Here is a 15,694-nt window from a genome sequence, read left to right as displayed (position 1 = left end):
ACGGGAGATGCTCGACCTTCGGGAATATCAAACCAGACGCAGGGAACTCGCCGACTTTCTGCCTTGGGCGGGGCTGGTCGGTCCGGGCTTCGTGCTGAACAAGGACGGTGCCTTCCAGCGTACCGCGCAATTCCGCGGTCCTGATCTCGATTCCAGCACCGCAGCCGAATTGATCGCGGTGACCGCGCGGGTAAATAACGCGCTCAAGCGGCTCGGTGAAGGCTGGGCGATCTTTGTCGAGGCCGCACGATCCGCCGCTCCGGGCTATCCGGCGAGCCCATTCCCCGATCCGGTGTCGTGGCTGGTCGACGAGGAACGCCGGCACGGCTTCGAGGAGGAGGGGGCGCATTTCGAGAGCCGGTATTATCTGACGTTCTGCTATCTCGCGCCACCGGAACGCGCCGAGCAAACCAATCGCCTGCTCTACGAGCGGGGCCATCAACCGGATCAGCGCCAACCCCGCCGCCAGGGGCAGATGCGCGGCCAACATGAAAACCAGCACCAACACCAACACCAATGCCAACCCGCCGCACGAAGCGGCGGGAGATGGCAGGGCGATTCAAACAATATCGACTGGCGCGGCATTCTGGACGGCTTCATCGCCGAGACCGACCGGGTGCTCGACCTGCTCGCCTCCCTCATGCCGGATTGCGCGTGGCTCGATGACGCCGAGACATTGACCTATCTCCATGCCACGATCTCGACCAATGGGTATCATCCGGTCGCCGTGCCGGAGGTGCCATTCTATCTCGATGGGCTTTTGCCCGACTGCGATCTGACGCCCGGCGTCGCGCCGATGCTCGGGCGCTGCCATCTGCGCACCATCACGCTTCGTGGCTTGCCAGACCGGACCTGGCCGGGATTGCTGGACGAACTCAACCGCGTGCCGATCGAATACCGCTGGGTCGCGCGCTGGTTGCCTCTGGAAAAACCCGAGGCGCAAAAGGAACTTGGCCGCAAGCGCCGGCATTGGTGGGCCAAGCGCAAAGGCATCGCCGCCCTGCTGCGCGAGGTGATCTGGCAGCAGGAGACACGGCTCGTCGATACCGACGCGGAGAACCAGTCGCTCGACGCCGATATTGCGCTCCAGGAACTCGGCTCCGATGCCGTCAGCTTCGGCTATTTCACCGCGACGGTGACGGTCTGGGATACCGACGAAGCAGCGGTCGCCGAAAAGATCCGCCAGGTCGGTCGCGCGATGCGCGCGCAGGGTTTCGTCGCCGTCGAAGAAACCCTGAACGCGGTGGAAGCCTGGCTCGGCAGCCTGCCCGGCCAGTGCTACGCCAATATCCGCCAGCCGCTGGTCTCCTCGCTCAACCTCGTCCACCTGCTGCCGCTCTCGGCGGTCTGGGCGGGACCGGAGCGCAACACGCATCTCGACGGTCCGCCGCTGCTGATCGCCCATACCGCCGGATCGACGCCGTTCCGCTTGGTGTTGCACCAGGGGGACGTGGGGCACACGCTGATCGTCGGCCCCACCGGCGCCGGCAAGAGCGTACTTCTGGCGCTGATCGCGCTGCAGTTCCGCCACTATCCCGGCGCGCGCGTGGTGATCTTCGACAAGGGACGATCCTCCAAGGCGACCGTGCTTGGCATGGGCGGGGCATTCCACGATCTCGCGCTTGGCGGTGATGTCTCGCACCAGCATGATCACGCCGTCGCCTTCCAGCCGCTGGCGCGGATCGATGATGCCGCCGAGCGGGCCTGGGCAGCGGACTGGATCGCCACCCTGTTCGTCCAGGAGAGCATCGAACTCACGCCCGAGGTTCGCGGTGCCATCTGGTCAGCGCTCGGTTCGCTGGCGACGGCGCCATGGCCGGAGCGCACACTATCGGGTTTTGCCGCGTTGTTGCAGGCCAACCGGCTCAAGGCGGCGCTGGAGCCCTATACGATCGCCGGACCGTTCGGCCGGCTGCTCGATGCCGAGCAGGAGAGCATCGGCACCACCGACGTACTCGCCTTCGAGACCGAGGATCTGCTCGGCTCGAAACACGCGGCGCGCGCCGTGCTGACCTATCTATTTCACCGGATTGAAGCCGGGCTCGACGGCCGGCCGACCCTGATCGCGGTCGACGAGGCGTGGTTCGCCCTGGATGATCCGGTCTTTGCGCCAAAACTGCGTGAATGGCTCAAGACGCTCCGGCGCAAGAATGCCTCGGTGCTGTTTTCGACCCAGAGCCTCGCCGATGTCACCCGCTCGCCAGTCGCCCCTGCGGTGATCGAAAGCTGCCTGTCGCGCATTTTCCTGCCAAATGCACGCGCGATCGAACCGGAGAGCCGGGACGCCTATGCGCGTCTCGGCCTCAATGACCGGCAGATCGAGACCATCGCGCGCGCGGTCCCCAAACGCGAATACTGGTTCCAGTCGGCCGCCGGTTGCCGGCTATTCGAACTCGGCCTCGGCGACATCGCGCTGGCGTTCTGCGGTGCCAGCCGGGCGGAAGACCTCGCCGCGATCGACCGGGTAATGGCCACCCACGGACCTGATGATTTTCCGAGGGCTTGGCTGCGTGAGCGCGGTCTCGCTTGGGCGGCGGAGCTTCTACCACCCTCACACGCCGTGGCTTCGGATCATTCGAATGACGGCGCAAAAACTCGTTATCGATTGCAGCTTGATGCCGGCGTCGAGCCTCCCCTGCAGCACCCGCATCTCCCTTTCGACGATGATGTCGAAGCGCAACACGAATCCAACATGCGCACCACTCCCCCGATGGAGGTCCCATCATGAATCGCCCCGCCCGGTCTAGGCACCGACAGAAGAAGATCGTCAGCATGGGGTTGATCGCCGTGTTAGCGATCGCCGTCCCGATCGCGACGCAAGCCGCCATCCCGGTAATCGATTTTTCGAACCTGACCCAGAACGTGCTGACAGCCGCGCGGACGCTGGACGAGGTCAACAACCAGATCGCCCAGCTCCAGCAAGGCATCTCCATGCTGGAGAATCAGGCGCGTAATTTGACCGCATTGCCGTTCTCGGTTCTGTCCCAGTTGCAATCCTCGATGGGGCAGATCAACCAGCTGATGGGGCAGGCACAAAGCCTTGCCTATAGCGTCCAGCAGGTGCAGCAACAGTTCCGCACCCTCTATCCGAACTACCAATCGGCAGGATTCCAGGGCAATGTCACCCAGGCCAGCCTGCTGGCCGATGCCAATGCGCGCTGGCAGGCCTCGATCAACACCTTCCAACAGACGATGGACGTACAAAGCCAGATCGTCGCCGCGATCCCCGCCGATCAGGCCGATCTTTCATCCTTGGTCACCGCGAGCCAGGGCGCGGTGGGTGCGCTGCAGGCGATCCAGTCCAGCAATCAGCTGCTCGCCCTGCAATCGCGCCAGCTTTCCGCGACCCAGGACCTGATCGCCGCGGATGCCCGTGCCCAGGCCGCGAATGCCATGCAAAATGCCGAGGTCCGATCGGCCGCGCAAGCCGAATGGCAACGCTTCTACGGCAACGGCGTCGGCTATACTTTTGCTCCGGTCAATCTGTTCGGAGGATCAGCACCATGAACGTCAAAACCCTTGTCGCTATTTCATTTGTTGTTGTCGGTCTGCCCAGTCTGTCTGCGCCGGCATGGGCGAACGCCCCGACGATCGATCAACTCGTCGCCAACCCCAAAATGCTTACCGCCGAACTCGATCGCTGCAAGCAGCTCGGCATGGCGGCCAATACCGATGCGCGCTGCCACACCGCGTGGCAGGCCGAGAACAAGCGGTTCTTCGGTCATACCCCGACCTATACGCAGAAGCCGGTCAATCTCTTCAAAAATACCCCAAACAAGTTCGTTCCATCTGAACATGAACATGCAATTTCACCACTAGCGGCTGGAGCGCCGCATGGGTAGTAATCCGTCCATCATCGACCACTTTCTGAATGTTTTCAGTCAGTACATCAATTCTGGGTTTGGGCTCATCTCGCCCGATGTCGGCTTCCTGGTCGTTGTTCTGATCGGTATCGATGCGACACTGGCTGGGCTTGCCTGGGCTCTCGGCGAGGACAACGTCATCCAAGCCTTCGCTAAGAAAGTCCTGTATGTCGGCTTTTTTGCATTCATCCTGAACAACTGGCAGCTTCTGGCAGAGATCGTCTTCAACAGCTTTGCCGGGCTCGGTCTGAAGGCAACCGGATCGTCCCTTACCTATGCCCAATTCCTCCATCCCGGCCTGCTCGCCCAAGCCGGGGTGCAAGGCGCCGATGTCCTGCTCTCGCAAATCCAGCGCCTCGCCGGGTTTCCGAACATCTTCTGGAACCTCGGCGAGATCCTGGTCATGGGTCTGTCCTGGATCGTCACGCTGCTCGGCTTCTTCGTGCTGGCGATCCTGCTGTTCCTGGCCATTATCGAATTCAAGCTCACGACCCTCAAAGGCTTCATCCTCGTTCCTTTCGCCCTCTGGCGCGGCACCGCCTTCATCGCCGAGCCGGTGCTCGGCCAGATCGTCACCTCTGGGGTCCGTGTTCTGGTGTTTGCCGTGGTGACCGGCATCGGCACCCAGTTGTTCAGTCAGATCCTGCCGAGCAACCCGTCGGCGGTACTGTCGCTGCAGGACGCGCTCACCATCCTGCTGGCATCCATGACCATCGCCGGTCTCGCCTTCTCGGCGAACCGCCTCGCGGCCGGTATCACCTCCGGCGCGCCGCAGCTTGGCCTTGGCAGTACTGCTGCAGCGGGCGGGGCCGCTGCCGGTGTTGTCACATTGGCCGGGACGGGCGGGATCGCGGCGGCCCGCGCTGCGGCCTCCGGCGTCGGTGCCGGAACCTCGCTCGCGGGCGGTGCCAGCGGTGCCTACGCCGCGGGCAGCGTCGCTGGTGGCGGCTCCGTCTCGGCCGGCCTCGGCGGTGTCGCCCGTGGTGCCGCCGGTGCGGCTGGCAGCGGATTACGCGGCATCGCCCTGAACGCTACGTCGGGATTGCGCGATCGCTTTGCCGCCGGCCAGCGCGCCGGTTGGGCGGCGACCGGCGGCAGCGGCTCCGGTGCTGGTGGTTCGGGTGGTGGTGATTCGGGCGGCGGTGCAGAATCCGCATCGGTGCCCCCAGGGACCACGGGGACTCCCGCTCGATCCGGCGCGCCAGCCTGGGCCGAAAATCTGCGGCGGCGTCAAGCCTATCGGACGGCGGAGCAAATTATCCGCGAGGGCGAAGCCGGTGGCGGCGGGATGCGGCCCAATCTGCGAGGAGACCGGACATGAGATGGCGGCGATTCTCCGCGCGGATGTCCGAGACCGAAACCCCGGCCACAGCCTATCAGCGTGCCGGGCAGCTCTGGGATCAGCGAATCGGCTCGGCTCGGGTTCAAGCCGCCAACTGGCGGATGATGGCCTTCGGCTCCCTCGCCTTGGCGGCCGTTGTCACCGCCGACGATATTCGCGCCCATTCGCGCGCCATGGTCACGCCCTTCGTCGTCGAAGTGAACCACCTGGGTGCCGTGCAGGCGGTCGCGCCGGCGCAGACCGAGGTACAGCCAACCGACACCGAGATCGCTTACTTTCTGGCACAGTTCATCGAGCGGGTGCGTGGCCTTTCGGTCGATCCTGTCGTTGTCCGCAAGGCCTGGCTCGATGCCTACGCGCAGATCACCAGTCACGCCAAACCAATGCTCGATGCCTATGCCCGCAAGGCCGATCCGTTCGGACGGATCGGCAAGCGCGCCATTACCGTCGATGTCACCAGCGTCGTCCGCGCAAGTCCGAGTTCCTTCCGCGTCGCCTGGGTGGAACATCCCTACCAGGATGGCAGCGCTTTGCCGGCCCAACATTGGGCCGCCATCCTCACCGTGGTGATCCAGACCCCGCATACCGAAGCCGCACTGCGCCAAAACCCGCTCGGCATCTACATCGACGCGATCAGCTGGGCCCGCGAGGTCAACACCGTCCAGACCGAAGGATCCACTCCATGAGATTTTTGCTCCTGCTCCCGGTCGCCGGCGCCTTGGCGCTCTCCGCCTGCGCGCAGCAAGTGCCAAAAATCGCCTATGACGATCCGCAACCGGCCCATCTGATTGCACCGCCCCCGCCGCCCGTTCGGGTGGTGAAGCTGCCGGAACCGCTGCCCTTGCCGGGTCAGTTGAAGAAACTCCCCCCGGCCACGGCGTATCGGCAACCAGCGCAGCCAGCGAACCCGGTCGCGCGCGTGGCTGCAGCCAATGAAGCCGCTCGGATCGACCCGACGCGCGACGGCTACATCAACGCCATGCAGGTGTTCCCCTGGTCGACCGGCGCGCTCTATGAAATCTACGCCTCACCGCTGCACGTCACCGATATCGCGCTGCAGCCCGGCGAGCGCCTGATCTCGATCGCCGCCGGCGATACCGTGCAATGGAAGATCGGCAATACCACCAGCGGGTCCGGGCCGACCACGCAGGTCCATGTTCTAGTCAAGCCGATCTCGGCCGATCTGCCGATGAACAACATCGTCATCATGACCAATCGGCGCGCCTACCACCTCGAGATCCATCCCACGAAGCAGACCTACATGGCGGCGGTGTCCTGGAATTACCCGCAGGATGATCTGCTGGCACTCAAGGCGCAGAACACCGCCGCCACCGATTACGCCAGCACCGTCGCGGCGAGTGACGTCGATCTTGCCGATTTACATTTCCGGTACCGGATCAGCGGCGATCACTCGCCGTGGCGGCCCGTGCAGGTGTTCGATGACGGATCAAAGGTCTACATCCAGTTCCCGCCCGGCATCGCCCAGGGCGACATGCCGCCGCTGTTCATCCTCGGCGCATCCGGCGGCAAGGCAGAGATCGTCAACTATCGGGTGCGCGGTAATACGATGATCGTCGATCGGCTGTTCGCCGGAGCAGAGCTCCGCCTCGGCGCCGGGCCGCAGCAGATCGTGCGGATCACTCGCACCGATGGCAGCAGCGGATGACGGGCCCGGAGAACAACCAGGCGCCCGTGCCCCCCTCGGCACCGCCGCCAAAAGCCGATCCAGCGTCGTTTGCGATCCGTGCGCCGCCGCGCGCCGTGACCCGGCTGTCGCGCCGCACACTGGTCATCGCGGCCGGCGGCCTCGCGCTTTGCATCGGCGGGGCCGTATGGTGGGCGTTTGCGCTGCATAGTCTTCAGATCACCACGGGCAAGCAGCTCTACAACACCGATGTCCGGCCCTCGGCCCAGGCAATGAATGGCTTGCCGAAAGGGTATGCCGGCCTGACCGGGCCGAAACCGCCTCCCACGTCACCAAAAACTCCCCAGCTCGGACCGCCGCTGCAAGGCGATCTCGGATCGCCGATGGTCGGGCAGGCCGCGCCGCCCGATCTTGCGCCGGCGCCGACCAATCCATCAGAACAGGCAGCCGCCCGGCTCCATGACCAGGCTGCCCTTGCCGGCGTGTTCTTCACCATGACCGCGAACCCCGGCGGTGAGGACGCTTCGACTGGAGCAGTATCGAACAGCGCACCGGCAAATCCATCCCCCGGTGGACCAGCGGATCAATTCTATCCTCGGCGTGCAACACTGGCCGCGAGACAAACCCATTCTGGGCAGGGAGAAAAACAAGCCTTCCTGAACAGCCCGGTTGATCGCTCGGTCTATTCGCCGGACCGCCTGCAAAAACCCATCAGTCCCTACGAGCTGATGGCCGGGAGCGTCATTCCGGCCGCGCTGATCACTGGTCTGAATTCTGATCTGCCCGGCCCGGTGATCGCCCAGGTGACGCAGGACGTCTACGACAGCGTCACCGGTCACTATCTCCTGGTTCCGCAGGGCGCCAAGCTGATCGGCAAATATGACAGCGTCGTCGCCTACGGCCAATCGCGCGTCCTGCTGATCTGGACGCGGCTGATCATGCCGGATGGCAGTTCGATCGTGCTCGACAATCTGCCCGCAGCCGACCCGCAAGGTTATGCGGGGCTCAGAGACGGCGTGGATTATCATTTCTGGAAGCTGCTGCGCGGCGTCGCGCTGTCATCGCTCCTCGGCGTCTCCAGCGCGCTCGCGACCAACAACGTGGTTGGCGGCCACGGTACCGGCAATCTGATCATCTCGCTCGGCCAGAGCGGCGATCAGGCGACCAACCAGGCCGGCCAGCAGATCGTCTCGCATGACCTCGGCGTGCAGCCGACTTTGACCGTCCGGCCGGGGTTTCCGTTCGACGTGATGGTCAACCGCGATATCGTACTCCGGCCCTACGCAGCGTCGTGAGAGCGAAGGGGGAGGGAGCAAAGAATGGCAAAACTTCGTATCGGTGCGCTGCCAGACGACCGGCCGGTAAAACGGACCATTACCTTCACCGCCGCGCAGGATAATCTGCTGCGCGACTATGCCGCCGCGATCGCCGCCCAGGACAGTTTGGCGGATGCCCCACTGGTCGAGAAACTCGTGCCCTTGATCGTCGAGCGGTTCATCACGACCGATAGGGGTTTCCGGAGCCGGAAGAAGAAAGCGGTGGGCTTGTCAGAGACGGTCAATCAGTCCGGCTCGAAGCGTGGCGAGACACCCGGCGATACGAGTACGAAAAATCATCCTACAATTTAGGGTCAATGCGAAAAAACTTGCAATCAAACCGAGATTGCATCCTCGGTTTGCGTCGGCACTTCAACATCCACGGATCAAGCTGCCGCCCGGAAAAGCAAGTCCTGCTGAAATTCTTCGCCGGCGACCAGTTTGATCTCCCGCGCGAGTCCCTGAAGTCCGCGCAAGTCATGATGGCTGCGGTTCCCCGCAACCACCATTACCGAACTCGCGAACAAACCAGATACACCCGCGCCACACAGCGCGGCTTTTGACGTTCTGGAGCCAGGCTCCAACGCCAGCCCGACCATCGCCGCAATCGCACCCGTCAGCACAATCTTCGGCAGAGAGCGGGGATCGTCGCCGTCAGGCGGTGACACGTCGACGCGCTCGATCAGCGCGCGAACCGCTTCCAGCGCCGCGGTGCCGCCATCCTCGCGGGTGAGGGCGGCGTGAAGGTCGGTCACCCGCTCGCGATAGGTCTCCGCCAGGTTCGGATGCAGTAACGGGAGCGAAATCCCGGCGGTCTCGATCAGCCGGGTCAGTTCCACCTTCCGCGCCTCCAGCGTGTCGAGCTTCTGTTGCAGCCCCGGTGCACGCATCCCCTCTGCTATCGCATCGATCAGGCCGTCCAGTTTGCGGGTGACACTCTCCAGTTCGCGCTTATGCGACGCGAGGGCGGCTGAGCGTTCGGAATTGAGCCGGTTGTATTCGGCTGTGTATTCCGTCACGAACTCGGCGACGTGCTCGGGCTGCATCAGCTGGTGGCGCAGTGCGTCGAGGATCAGGATCTCGAGCTCGCTCCGCCGGATGCCGCGCCGGTTGTCGCATGTGCCCTGCTTCCGCGCGGCGGTGCAGGAGAGATAATCCTGGCCAACGGCGCCGAAGCTGCCACCGCAGCCGCCGCAGAACACCTTGCCCGTGAGTACGTGCTTCGCCCGGCGCCGCTCATGAAAGACCGCGCGGTCGATCTTGTCCGCGCCCGAGGCGATACGCACCGCGGCCAGGCGCTCCTGCACACAATCCCAAAGGTCCTGGTCGATGATCCGCAGATGCGGAACCTCCTCGCGCACCCATTCCGTTGTTGGGTTCATCCGTGAGACGCGTTTGCCGGTGGCCGGATCCTTTATGTAGTGCATCCGGTTCCAGACCTGGACGCCGGTATAGAGTTCGTTGCGCAGGATGCCGGTGCCGCGCTCGGCATGTCCCCGGATCGTCGTGTCCTGCCAGGCACGCCCGTTGGGTCCCGGGATTTTTGCGCCGTTCAGAGTCTTGGCAATGGCAATCGGGCTCGCGCCCTCTGCCGCCATCGTGAAAATCCGGCGGATGACCGCCGCTTCGGCCTCGTTGATCGCCCGTTCGCCGCGGATCGTCTCGCCCTTGCGGTCGGTGCGGCGGACCACGTCATAGCCATAGGCACGTCCCCGGCGGACAAGCCCGCTTCGACCCGGCCGAGTAGCCCGCGATGCGTCTTCTGGGCCAGATCCTTCAGGGCCAGCGCGTTCATCGTGCCCTTGAGGCCGATATGCATCTCGTTGATCTCGCCCTCGGCGATCGTCACGATCGAAACACCGGCAAAGCGCAGGCGCTTGAACAGGGCCGCTATATCCTCCTGGTCGCGGGAAAGCCGGTCCATTGCCTCGGCCAGCACCACGTCGAACCGGCGCCGGCCGGCGTCCTCCATCAGTGCCTGAATGCCGGGACGGAGCATCGACGCACCCGAGATCGCTCGGTCCGAGTAGCTCTCCACCACCGTCCAGCCCTCGCGCTCAGCCCGCGTCCGGCAGATCCGCAGCTGGTCCTCCACCGATGCATCACTCTGCAAGTCAGTCGAATACCTCGCATACAAGGCTACTCGCACAGCCATCACACGACTCCAGAGCTCATTGTGGAATAGCGAAACCTACCACGCCAACGTCGCCGTGAAATCCAAAATATAGCCATCCCACGCGGAACCGGCGGGCCACAATCGCAAGCGAACGCTCCCGGCGGCTGGCGGAACAGCGGATACCGGCCCTTGCAAGAGCTTGAACAGCATGTCGGCACAGTCCGGGATGGGCCGGATGCGGATTCCGGAGAATTCGCCGGAGACTGCCCTTCCGCTATTGAGCCAGCGCTGATGACAGAGGGAAGACCCCGGGCCGTCGGAGGCAGGCGGGATGAACCCGAACTCCGGGTTCACTTCGGCAATGCCCCTGCGGTTCACGGCTCCGGGGAGTTGCTTTAAGAACCCCCGACAATTCCGGCTACCGAGGACCCATGATTCGTCTGGATAATATCAGCAAGCAGAACGGCACCCGCCTGATTTTTGTCGAGGCGTCGGCTGCCTTGCAGCGGGGTGAGAAGATTGGCCTTGTTGGCCCCAATGGTGCCGGGAAGTCCACGCTGTTTCGCATGATCAGCGGTCAGGAGCCTCCCGACGAGGGCAACATCCTCATCGATCGCGGCATCAGCATTGGCTTGTTCAGCCAGGATGTCGGCGAGATGGCGGACCGCAGCGCCGTGGCCGAGGTGATCGTAGGTGCCGGGCCAGTGAGCGAGGTGGGCGAGGAGCTGGCAAAGCTGGAAGCCGCTCTGGCCGATCCCGACAAGGCTGACCAGTTGGACGCCATCCTGGAACGCTATGGCGAGGTCCGGGCGCGCTTCGAGGAGCTGGGCGGCTACGCGCTGGAGGGCAAGGCGCGCGAGGTGCTCGACGGCCTCGGCTTCAGCCAGGAGATGATGGACGGCGACGTGGGCCTGCTCTCTGGCGGCTGGAAGATGCGCGTGGCACTCGCGCGAATTCTGCTCATGCGCCCGGACGTGATGCTGCTGGACGAGCCGAGCAACCATCTGGACCTGGAGAGCCTCATCTGGCTTGAGCAATTCCTCGCCGGTTACGACGGCGCGCTGATGATGACATCGCACGACCGCGAATTCATGAACCGCATCATCAACAAGGTCATCGAGATCGACGGTGGCAATCTCACCAGCTTCTCCGGCGACTATGAGTTCTACGCCCGCCAGAGCGCCCTGAATGAGAGGCACCAGCAGGCGCAGTTCGAGCGCCAGCAGGCGACGCTCGCCAAGGAGATCGCGTTCATCGAGCGTTTCAAGGCCCGTGCCTCGCACGCCGCGCAAGTGCAGAGCCGAGTGAAGAAACTGGACAAGATCGACCGCGTGGAGCCACCCAAGCGGCGCCAGGCCATCGCCTTCGAGTTCCGCCCAGCCCCGCGCTCGGGTGATGACGTAGCCAAACTACGTGGCGTCTCCAAGCGCTATGGCAGCAAGGTGATCTATGACGGGCTCGAATTGCTGATCCGCCGCAAGGAGCGCTGCTGCGTGCTCGGCGTGAATGGTGCGGGCAAATCCACGCTGCTGAAGCTGGTAACCGGCAACACTTCACCCGATACCGGCACGGTGACGCTGGGGGGCAGCGTGAAGATGGGTTACTTCGCCCAGCACGCCATGGACCAGCTGGACGGCGACGCCACAATCTTCGCAACACTCGACGCTGCCTTCCCGCATGCGGGCCAGGGTAGCCTGCGTACGCTCGCCGGGGCGTTCGGGTTCTCAGGTGACGAGGTGGAAAAGCGCTGCCGCCAGCTCTCGGGTGGGGAGAAGGCGCGGCTCGTCATGGCCCTGATGCTCTACGATCCGCCAAATTTCCTGGTCCTTGACGAGCCGACCAACCATCTCGACCTCGCGACGAAAGAGATGCTTATCACCGCGCTCTCGAACTACGAGGGCACCATGTTGTTCGTCTCGCATGATCGCCACTTCCTCGCCAGGCTCTCGAACCGGGTATTGGAGCTCACCCGGGAAGGCATCCATGACTATGACGGCGGATATACCGAATACGTGGCCCGCACGGGCCAGGAGGCACCCGGTCTGCACGGGTGAGCAAGGCCCGGGGGGTTGGGCCGGGAGCAGGCGGGCAGGTTTGGTATGGCGTACCGACAAGGCCGCCATCTCAACTGATCCACCGCGACAATATGCTTTGTCGCATAAATCCTAAGTTGTGCGACAACCCTGGCCCCGGTGAAAACGACCATGGCAGCCGCCAGACTTCAGATCGCGTGATCCCGAAATCAGACATTCAACTCCACCTAATCGCGGCTTGCGAAGCTCCAGATTTCGAGTGCATCGTGCATAGATGGCCTGGAAAACTCATACATTGGCAACAGAGGGTGAAGTATTCGAGCTTCTGATAAGGTGGCGCGGGGATAAGTGGTATTCGCGAGGCCAGTCAAAATGTTACAATTGTCTGATACCATCGATTGACCGTGATGCGATGAACGGGAAATTCCGTCCTGAGAAGATCAACCTTGAGTGTAGGAGCATAGACATCTTTCGTGCTTCAGCCAGGTTCTTCTCACACCCAGGGGAAATACTCGCTCTTACAGATGATCTTATCGCACTCGCTATACTGCGCCATCATGGTGCGCGGACTCGTCTGCTTGACTGGTCGCGCTCACCCTTTGTGGCTGCATATTTTGCGGTTTGCTGTGATGATGACGAAGATGGCGAGATTTGGGGATTCGATGAAAGCGAATACATGAAGAAGGGTGTATCGCAGTGGTCAAACACGGCTGAATGGAAATACGAATTTGAGAAGGCGGCATTTTGCCCGGGCAATGGTCTAGATTTTTTGTGTGTATGACTTATCCGACAGGTTTTGGCCGACAAAATGCCCAAGACGGTCTTTATTCTCTTACATCGGTATTCGACCGAGATCACGCTGAACGAATAGAACAACTATTAAACAAACCTGAATCGCACGCTCGATACCTAATTCCAAAAACACTCAAAGCGACAATCCGAGATCGGCTGCGCCTGGAACATGGCATCTGGGATGTATCGCTATATCCTGACTCTGCGGGTGCGGCCAAGACAGCAGGGGCTGTGTTCCCGTAAGATATTATTAAGATATACGCTAGCATTTCGCGGAAATGGCCCCTACCCATCTATCATCTGCCAAACTCGGGAGTGGTTGGTTTGTCCGGTATCTCAGAAGCCTTTGTTTAAAGCAGCCGTTCCGCTTTCCCCCAGCTAGGTCACCGATTGTCGCATAACTTGTGAATTACGCACCAGCCGGAAACGACCGGGCTTTGACACTTGCAGGTCATTCAGGCGCATCGACAAGCAGATACTAAATTTTGGTGGTATCATTGAAAGCACGTTGGCCAATGTTTTCGATCAGACGAAGCAGGTAGCCATCCGGGTCCATGACCAGAAACTGTCGCTGGCCGAATTCAACCGTGTTGGCTCGATACCACGCCTCCTCAGGCTCCTTGAATAGCGAACATCCCGCTTTTGCCAGTCGGTCTAGGATCGGCCGGAGGGTCGGTGTCTTGATCTGGAAATTGATGCCACGACCAAGTGGTGCTTCGAGCGGCCCCGTCACCCATTGGTCGTCTGCCGTGTTGCGCTGCTCAAGCATTACCTGAGCACCGTCAAGGTCCAGGTATGCGAAGCCGGTTTCCGGCCGGTCGAATGCTACGGAGAAGCCGATCAGATTGCACCAAAAACGCAGGCTCACCTCCAAGTCCGAAACCACCAGTTCCGGAACCAGCCTCGCCGAGTTTGCCATTCCAATAAGCCCTTTAACCCCTATCCGACCGCTGTAATTACAGCTGCCCGCTGCTGCTACCCCCCCCCAAGTTCGCCACGCTCGTGCGAAATTCCTGATTTTCGCATTTTCTGATTCCAATAATGATGCTGTATCGTGGCGCGGATGGGAAATGCACTTTCAGGATCACCTGGACCGCATCCGTGGATGGCAATGCCCCATCCGCAAGCACTCCATCTGGAATTGCGAAGCCTCCACGCAGTCTATCTCATCCTGCCCACCTCGGCGGAGACGAGGGAAGTCCACCGGTTCCAGGCGTATCAGGGGTCGGATACCCTCGGCCGGCTTGAATTCGAGCAGATGCTCGACGCCATGCGCCAGGGCGCCACGCCATTTTTCGGTCATCCGGGCAATCTTGCGGCGATCCGTCGCTTCTACGCGGCCTGGCGCAACGAACGTCAGGAGGTTCCGCCGGCACTCCTGATCCGGCAGTTGCAGGAGGATGTCCGCCACGGTGCGCTTGCGGTCTTCCGTTTCGCGAGAGACCCGCATCGCAGCATGATCCGCGGCGATGCCGGCAGTGGGGTCCTGCCGGGCCGCGGCCCGGTATCCGGCTGGAGCGGCGGGCAGAAGGTGGTCGCCATGTTCGAGGCGATCCCGGAATGTCTTGGAGAGGCCAGCCGGGCGGAATTCAGGGCGTTCCTGACACCGCAGAACTTTGCAGTGATGGCGCTGTTCTTCGGCGGGATCGCGGTCGTGCAGGCGCTGCCAGGGGCGGATGCGATCGTGGACGGCATGATCGCCGGGCTGGCCTGGTGGCAGTTCGGTTGGGCGGGGTTGATTGCCGGAAAAGATTTCGTCGAGGCGGTGATCAAGGCCGGCCACGCCACGACGGGTGAGGAGATCAAACTCGCCGCCAAACTGGCCGCGGCGGCGCTGGTCTCGCTGGGCCTGCTCGTCCTGCTCCGCGAAATCGTCAGGCGCGTGCATGAGGTGAAACCCAAGGCGCCAGAGGCAGAGGATGAACCCCTACCTCCCAAATCCCCACGCCATCAGGTTCTGGCTGCGTATCCGGCGCGCGGCTCGACCGACGATATCATGCAACGCTACAACAACGGGAATGATGGCGTTACATATCCCCGGCGCGCCGATCAATTCACACCGGATAGCGTTTATGATTCAACCGCGCCTGCGGCTGACCAGCGTACTGCCATCAATCAGTTACAGAGCCAACTCGACTCAAGTGGAAATCCAGCGTGGGACGACGACAAGATCGACCAAATTCTGAATAGCGGCTCCAAATTTGGCACCAACGATTACTCCGCGGGCGATAATATCTACAAAATTCAGAATCTTGGCTACAACCCTGATACACCCAGCCCCTATATTCTGGACCAGAATGGCATGAATCAGTTGATCAATCAGGGATATGTCGATGAGAATCTGAACGTGACGAACGCCGCCGGGGTCAAGCAATATCTAGCTTTACCATGTTACAATATGGCCCAAACAATATTCCAAGGGCAGGTCACGGCACCAACAACAGGCGTCACGTCACAGATCAATTCCGCTTCGGAATTGTTCAATCTTGATAATGGGGCGGGTGGCGTGGATGAAGGAAAGCTGCTCATGACCGGTGGCGGCTCTCAGGTTTCATTGCCGCCTTCAGCGGTCAGCTTTGGTAAATAG

The 15,694-nt window shown here is 62.2% G+C and carries 14 protein-coding genes; 11 read left to right on the top strand and 3 right to left on the bottom strand.

Going from position 1 to position 15,694, the window contains the following annotated elements:
- The first annotated feature begins 7 nt into the window (after window positions 1-7).
- The 8 genes from trbE to ACMV_RS12860 are packed head-to-tail and all read left to right on the top strand — an operon-like array spanning window position 8 to window position 8,478.
- The gene (gene trbE, locus ACMV_RS12895) at window positions 8-2,728 is read left to right on the top strand and encodes a conjugal transfer protein TrbE (protein WP_013640696.1); all 2,721 of its coding nucleotides are present in this window, start codon (window positions 8-10) and stop codon (window positions 2,726-2,728) included.
- Window positions 2,725-3,507, top strand: coding sequence for a P-type conjugative transfer protein TrbJ (gene trbJ / locus ACMV_RS12890; protein ID WP_013640695.1), 783 nt, complete (start codon window positions 2,725-2,727; stop codon window positions 3,505-3,507). Before trbE ends, trbJ begins: the two co-directional genes overlap by 4 nt.
- A complete protein-coding gene (gene trbK-alt, locus ACMV_RS12885; RefSeq protein WP_013640694.1) occupies window positions 3,504-3,842 on the top strand; it encodes a putative entry exclusion protein TrbK-alt in 339 nt (112 codons plus the stop codon). The genes trbJ and trbK-alt overlap by 4 nt, the downstream gene beginning before the upstream one ends.
- Window positions 3,835-5,184: a P-type conjugative transfer protein TrbL gene (gene trbL, locus ACMV_RS12880; RefSeq protein WP_013640693.1), complete on the top strand. Its 1,350-nt coding sequence runs from the start codon at window positions 3,835-3,837 to the stop codon at window positions 5,182-5,184. Before trbK-alt ends, trbL begins: the two co-directional genes overlap by 8 nt.
- Complete coding sequence (trbF, locus tag ACMV_RS12875) at window positions 5,181-5,891, top strand: conjugal transfer protein TrbF (RefSeq protein ID WP_013640692.1); 711 nt, start codon at window positions 5,181-5,183, stop codon at window positions 5,889-5,891. Before trbL ends, trbF begins: the two co-directional genes overlap by 4 nt.
- Complete coding sequence (trbG, locus tag ACMV_RS12870) at window positions 5,888-6,871, top strand: P-type conjugative transfer protein TrbG (RefSeq protein ID WP_013640691.1); 984 nt, start codon at window positions 5,888-5,890, stop codon at window positions 6,869-6,871. Before trbF ends, trbG begins: the two co-directional genes overlap by 4 nt.
- Window positions 6,868-8,145: a TrbI/VirB10 family protein gene (locus tag ACMV_RS12865; protein ID WP_013640690.1), complete on the top strand. Its 1,278-nt coding sequence runs from the start codon at window positions 6,868-6,870 to the stop codon at window positions 8,143-8,145. Before trbG ends, ACMV_RS12865 begins: the two co-directional genes overlap by 4 nt.
- A 24-nt stretch (window positions 8,146-8,169) precedes the next feature.
- Window positions 8,170-8,478 carry a DUF2274 domain-containing protein gene (locus ACMV_RS12860; RefSeq protein WP_013640689.1) on the top strand — a complete coding sequence of 103 codons (309 nt, stop codon included), beginning with the start codon at window positions 8,170-8,172 and terminating at the stop codon, window positions 8,476-8,478.
- Window positions 8,479-8,552: 74 nt separating this feature from the next.
- Here the strand turns inward: ACMV_RS12860 and ACMV_RS12855 are convergent, their stop codons facing one another.
- Window positions 8,553-9,806, bottom strand: coding sequence for a recombinase family protein (locus tag ACMV_RS12855; RefSeq protein WP_331429020.1), 1,254 nt, complete (start codon window positions 9,804-9,806; stop codon window positions 8,553-8,555).
- On the bottom strand, window positions 9,719-10,261 hold the full coding sequence (locus tag ACMV_RS22110) for a recombinase family protein (protein ID WP_013640687.1): 543 nt from the start codon (window positions 10,259-10,261) through the stop codon (window positions 9,719-9,721). Before ACMV_RS22110 ends, ACMV_RS12855 begins: the two co-directional genes overlap by 88 nt.
- A gap of 452 nt (window positions 10,262-10,713) precedes the next feature.
- Here ACMV_RS22110 and ACMV_RS12850 point away from each other — a divergent pair, with 452 nt between their 5' ends.
- Window positions 10,714-12,336 (top strand): ABC-F family ATP-binding cassette domain-containing protein, encoded by a 1,623-nt coding sequence (locus tag ACMV_RS12850; RefSeq protein WP_013640685.1) that lies wholly within the window; start codon window positions 10,714-10,716, stop codon window positions 12,334-12,336.
- Between the two features lie 253 nt (window positions 12,337-12,589).
- Window positions 12,590-13,096, top strand: a complete 507-nt coding sequence (locus ACMV_RS19965; RefSeq protein WP_231844409.1) for an FRG domain-containing protein — start codon at window positions 12,590-12,592, stop codon at window positions 13,094-13,096.
- A 489-nt stretch (window positions 13,097-13,585) separates the two neighbouring features.
- On the opposite strand, the gene ACMV_RS12845 is transcribed toward ACMV_RS19965, so the two are convergent.
- Window positions 13,586-14,026, bottom strand: a complete 441-nt coding sequence (locus ACMV_RS12845) for a bleomycin resistance protein (RefSeq protein WP_013640682.1) — start codon at window positions 14,024-14,026, stop codon at window positions 13,586-13,588.
- 186 nt (window positions 14,027-14,212) lie between these two features.
- Here ACMV_RS12845 and ACMV_RS12840 point away from each other — a divergent pair, with 186 nt between their 5' ends.
- On the top strand, window positions 14,213-15,694 hold the full coding sequence (locus ACMV_RS12840; RefSeq protein WP_231844408.1) for a hypothetical protein: 1,482 nt from the start codon (window positions 14,213-14,215) through the stop codon (window positions 15,692-15,694).

This window comes from Acidiphilium multivorum AIU301 (assembly GCF_000202835.1).
Classification (GTDB): domain Bacteria; phylum Pseudomonadota; class Alphaproteobacteria; order Acetobacterales; family Acetobacteraceae; genus Acidiphilium; species Acidiphilium multivorum.
This window is presented reverse-complemented; position numbering and strand designations above follow the sequence as displayed.

Bases quoted from the DNA above. Each gene is read 5' to 3' on its own strand.
- trbE (WP_013640696.1), top strand. From the start codon at position 8: ATGCTCGACCTTCGGGAATATCAAACCAGACGCAGGGAACTCGCCGAC.
- trbJ (WP_013640695.1), top strand. From the start codon at position 2,725: ATGAATCGCCCCGCCCGGTCTAGGCACCGACAGAAGAAGATCGTCAGC.
- trbK-alt (WP_013640694.1), top strand. From the start codon at position 3,504: ATGAACGTCAAAACCCTTGTCGCTATTTCATTTGTTGTTGTCGGTCTG.
- trbL (WP_013640693.1), top strand. From the start codon at position 3,835: ATGGGTAGTAATCCGTCCATCATCGACCACTTTCTGAATGTTTTCAGT.
- trbF (WP_013640692.1), top strand. From the start codon at position 5,181: ATGAGATGGCGGCGATTCTCCGCGCGGATGTCCGAGACCGAAACCCCG.
- trbG (WP_013640691.1), top strand. From the start codon at position 5,888: ATGAGATTTTTGCTCCTGCTCCCGGTCGCCGGCGCCTTGGCGCTCTCC.
- ACMV_RS12865 (WP_013640690.1), top strand. From the start codon at position 6,868: ATGACGGGCCCGGAGAACAACCAGGCGCCCGTGCCCCCCTCGGCACCG.
- ACMV_RS12860 (WP_013640689.1), top strand. From the start codon at position 8,170: ATGGCAAAACTTCGTATCGGTGCGCTGCCAGACGACCGGCCGGTAAAA.
- ACMV_RS12850 (WP_013640685.1), top strand. From the start codon at position 10,714: ATGATTCGTCTGGATAATATCAGCAAGCAGAACGGCACCCGCCTGATT.
- ACMV_RS19965 (WP_231844409.1), top strand. From the start codon at position 12,590: ATGGCCTGGAAAACTCATACATTGGCAACAGAGGGTGAAGTATTCGAG.
- ACMV_RS12845 (WP_013640682.1), bottom strand. From the start codon at position 14,026: ATGGCAAACTCGGCGAGGCTGGTTCCGGAACTGGTGGTTTCGGACTTG.
- ACMV_RS12840 (WP_231844408.1), top strand. From the start codon at position 14,213: ATGGCAATGCCCCATCCGCAAGCACTCCATCTGGAATTGCGAAGCCTC.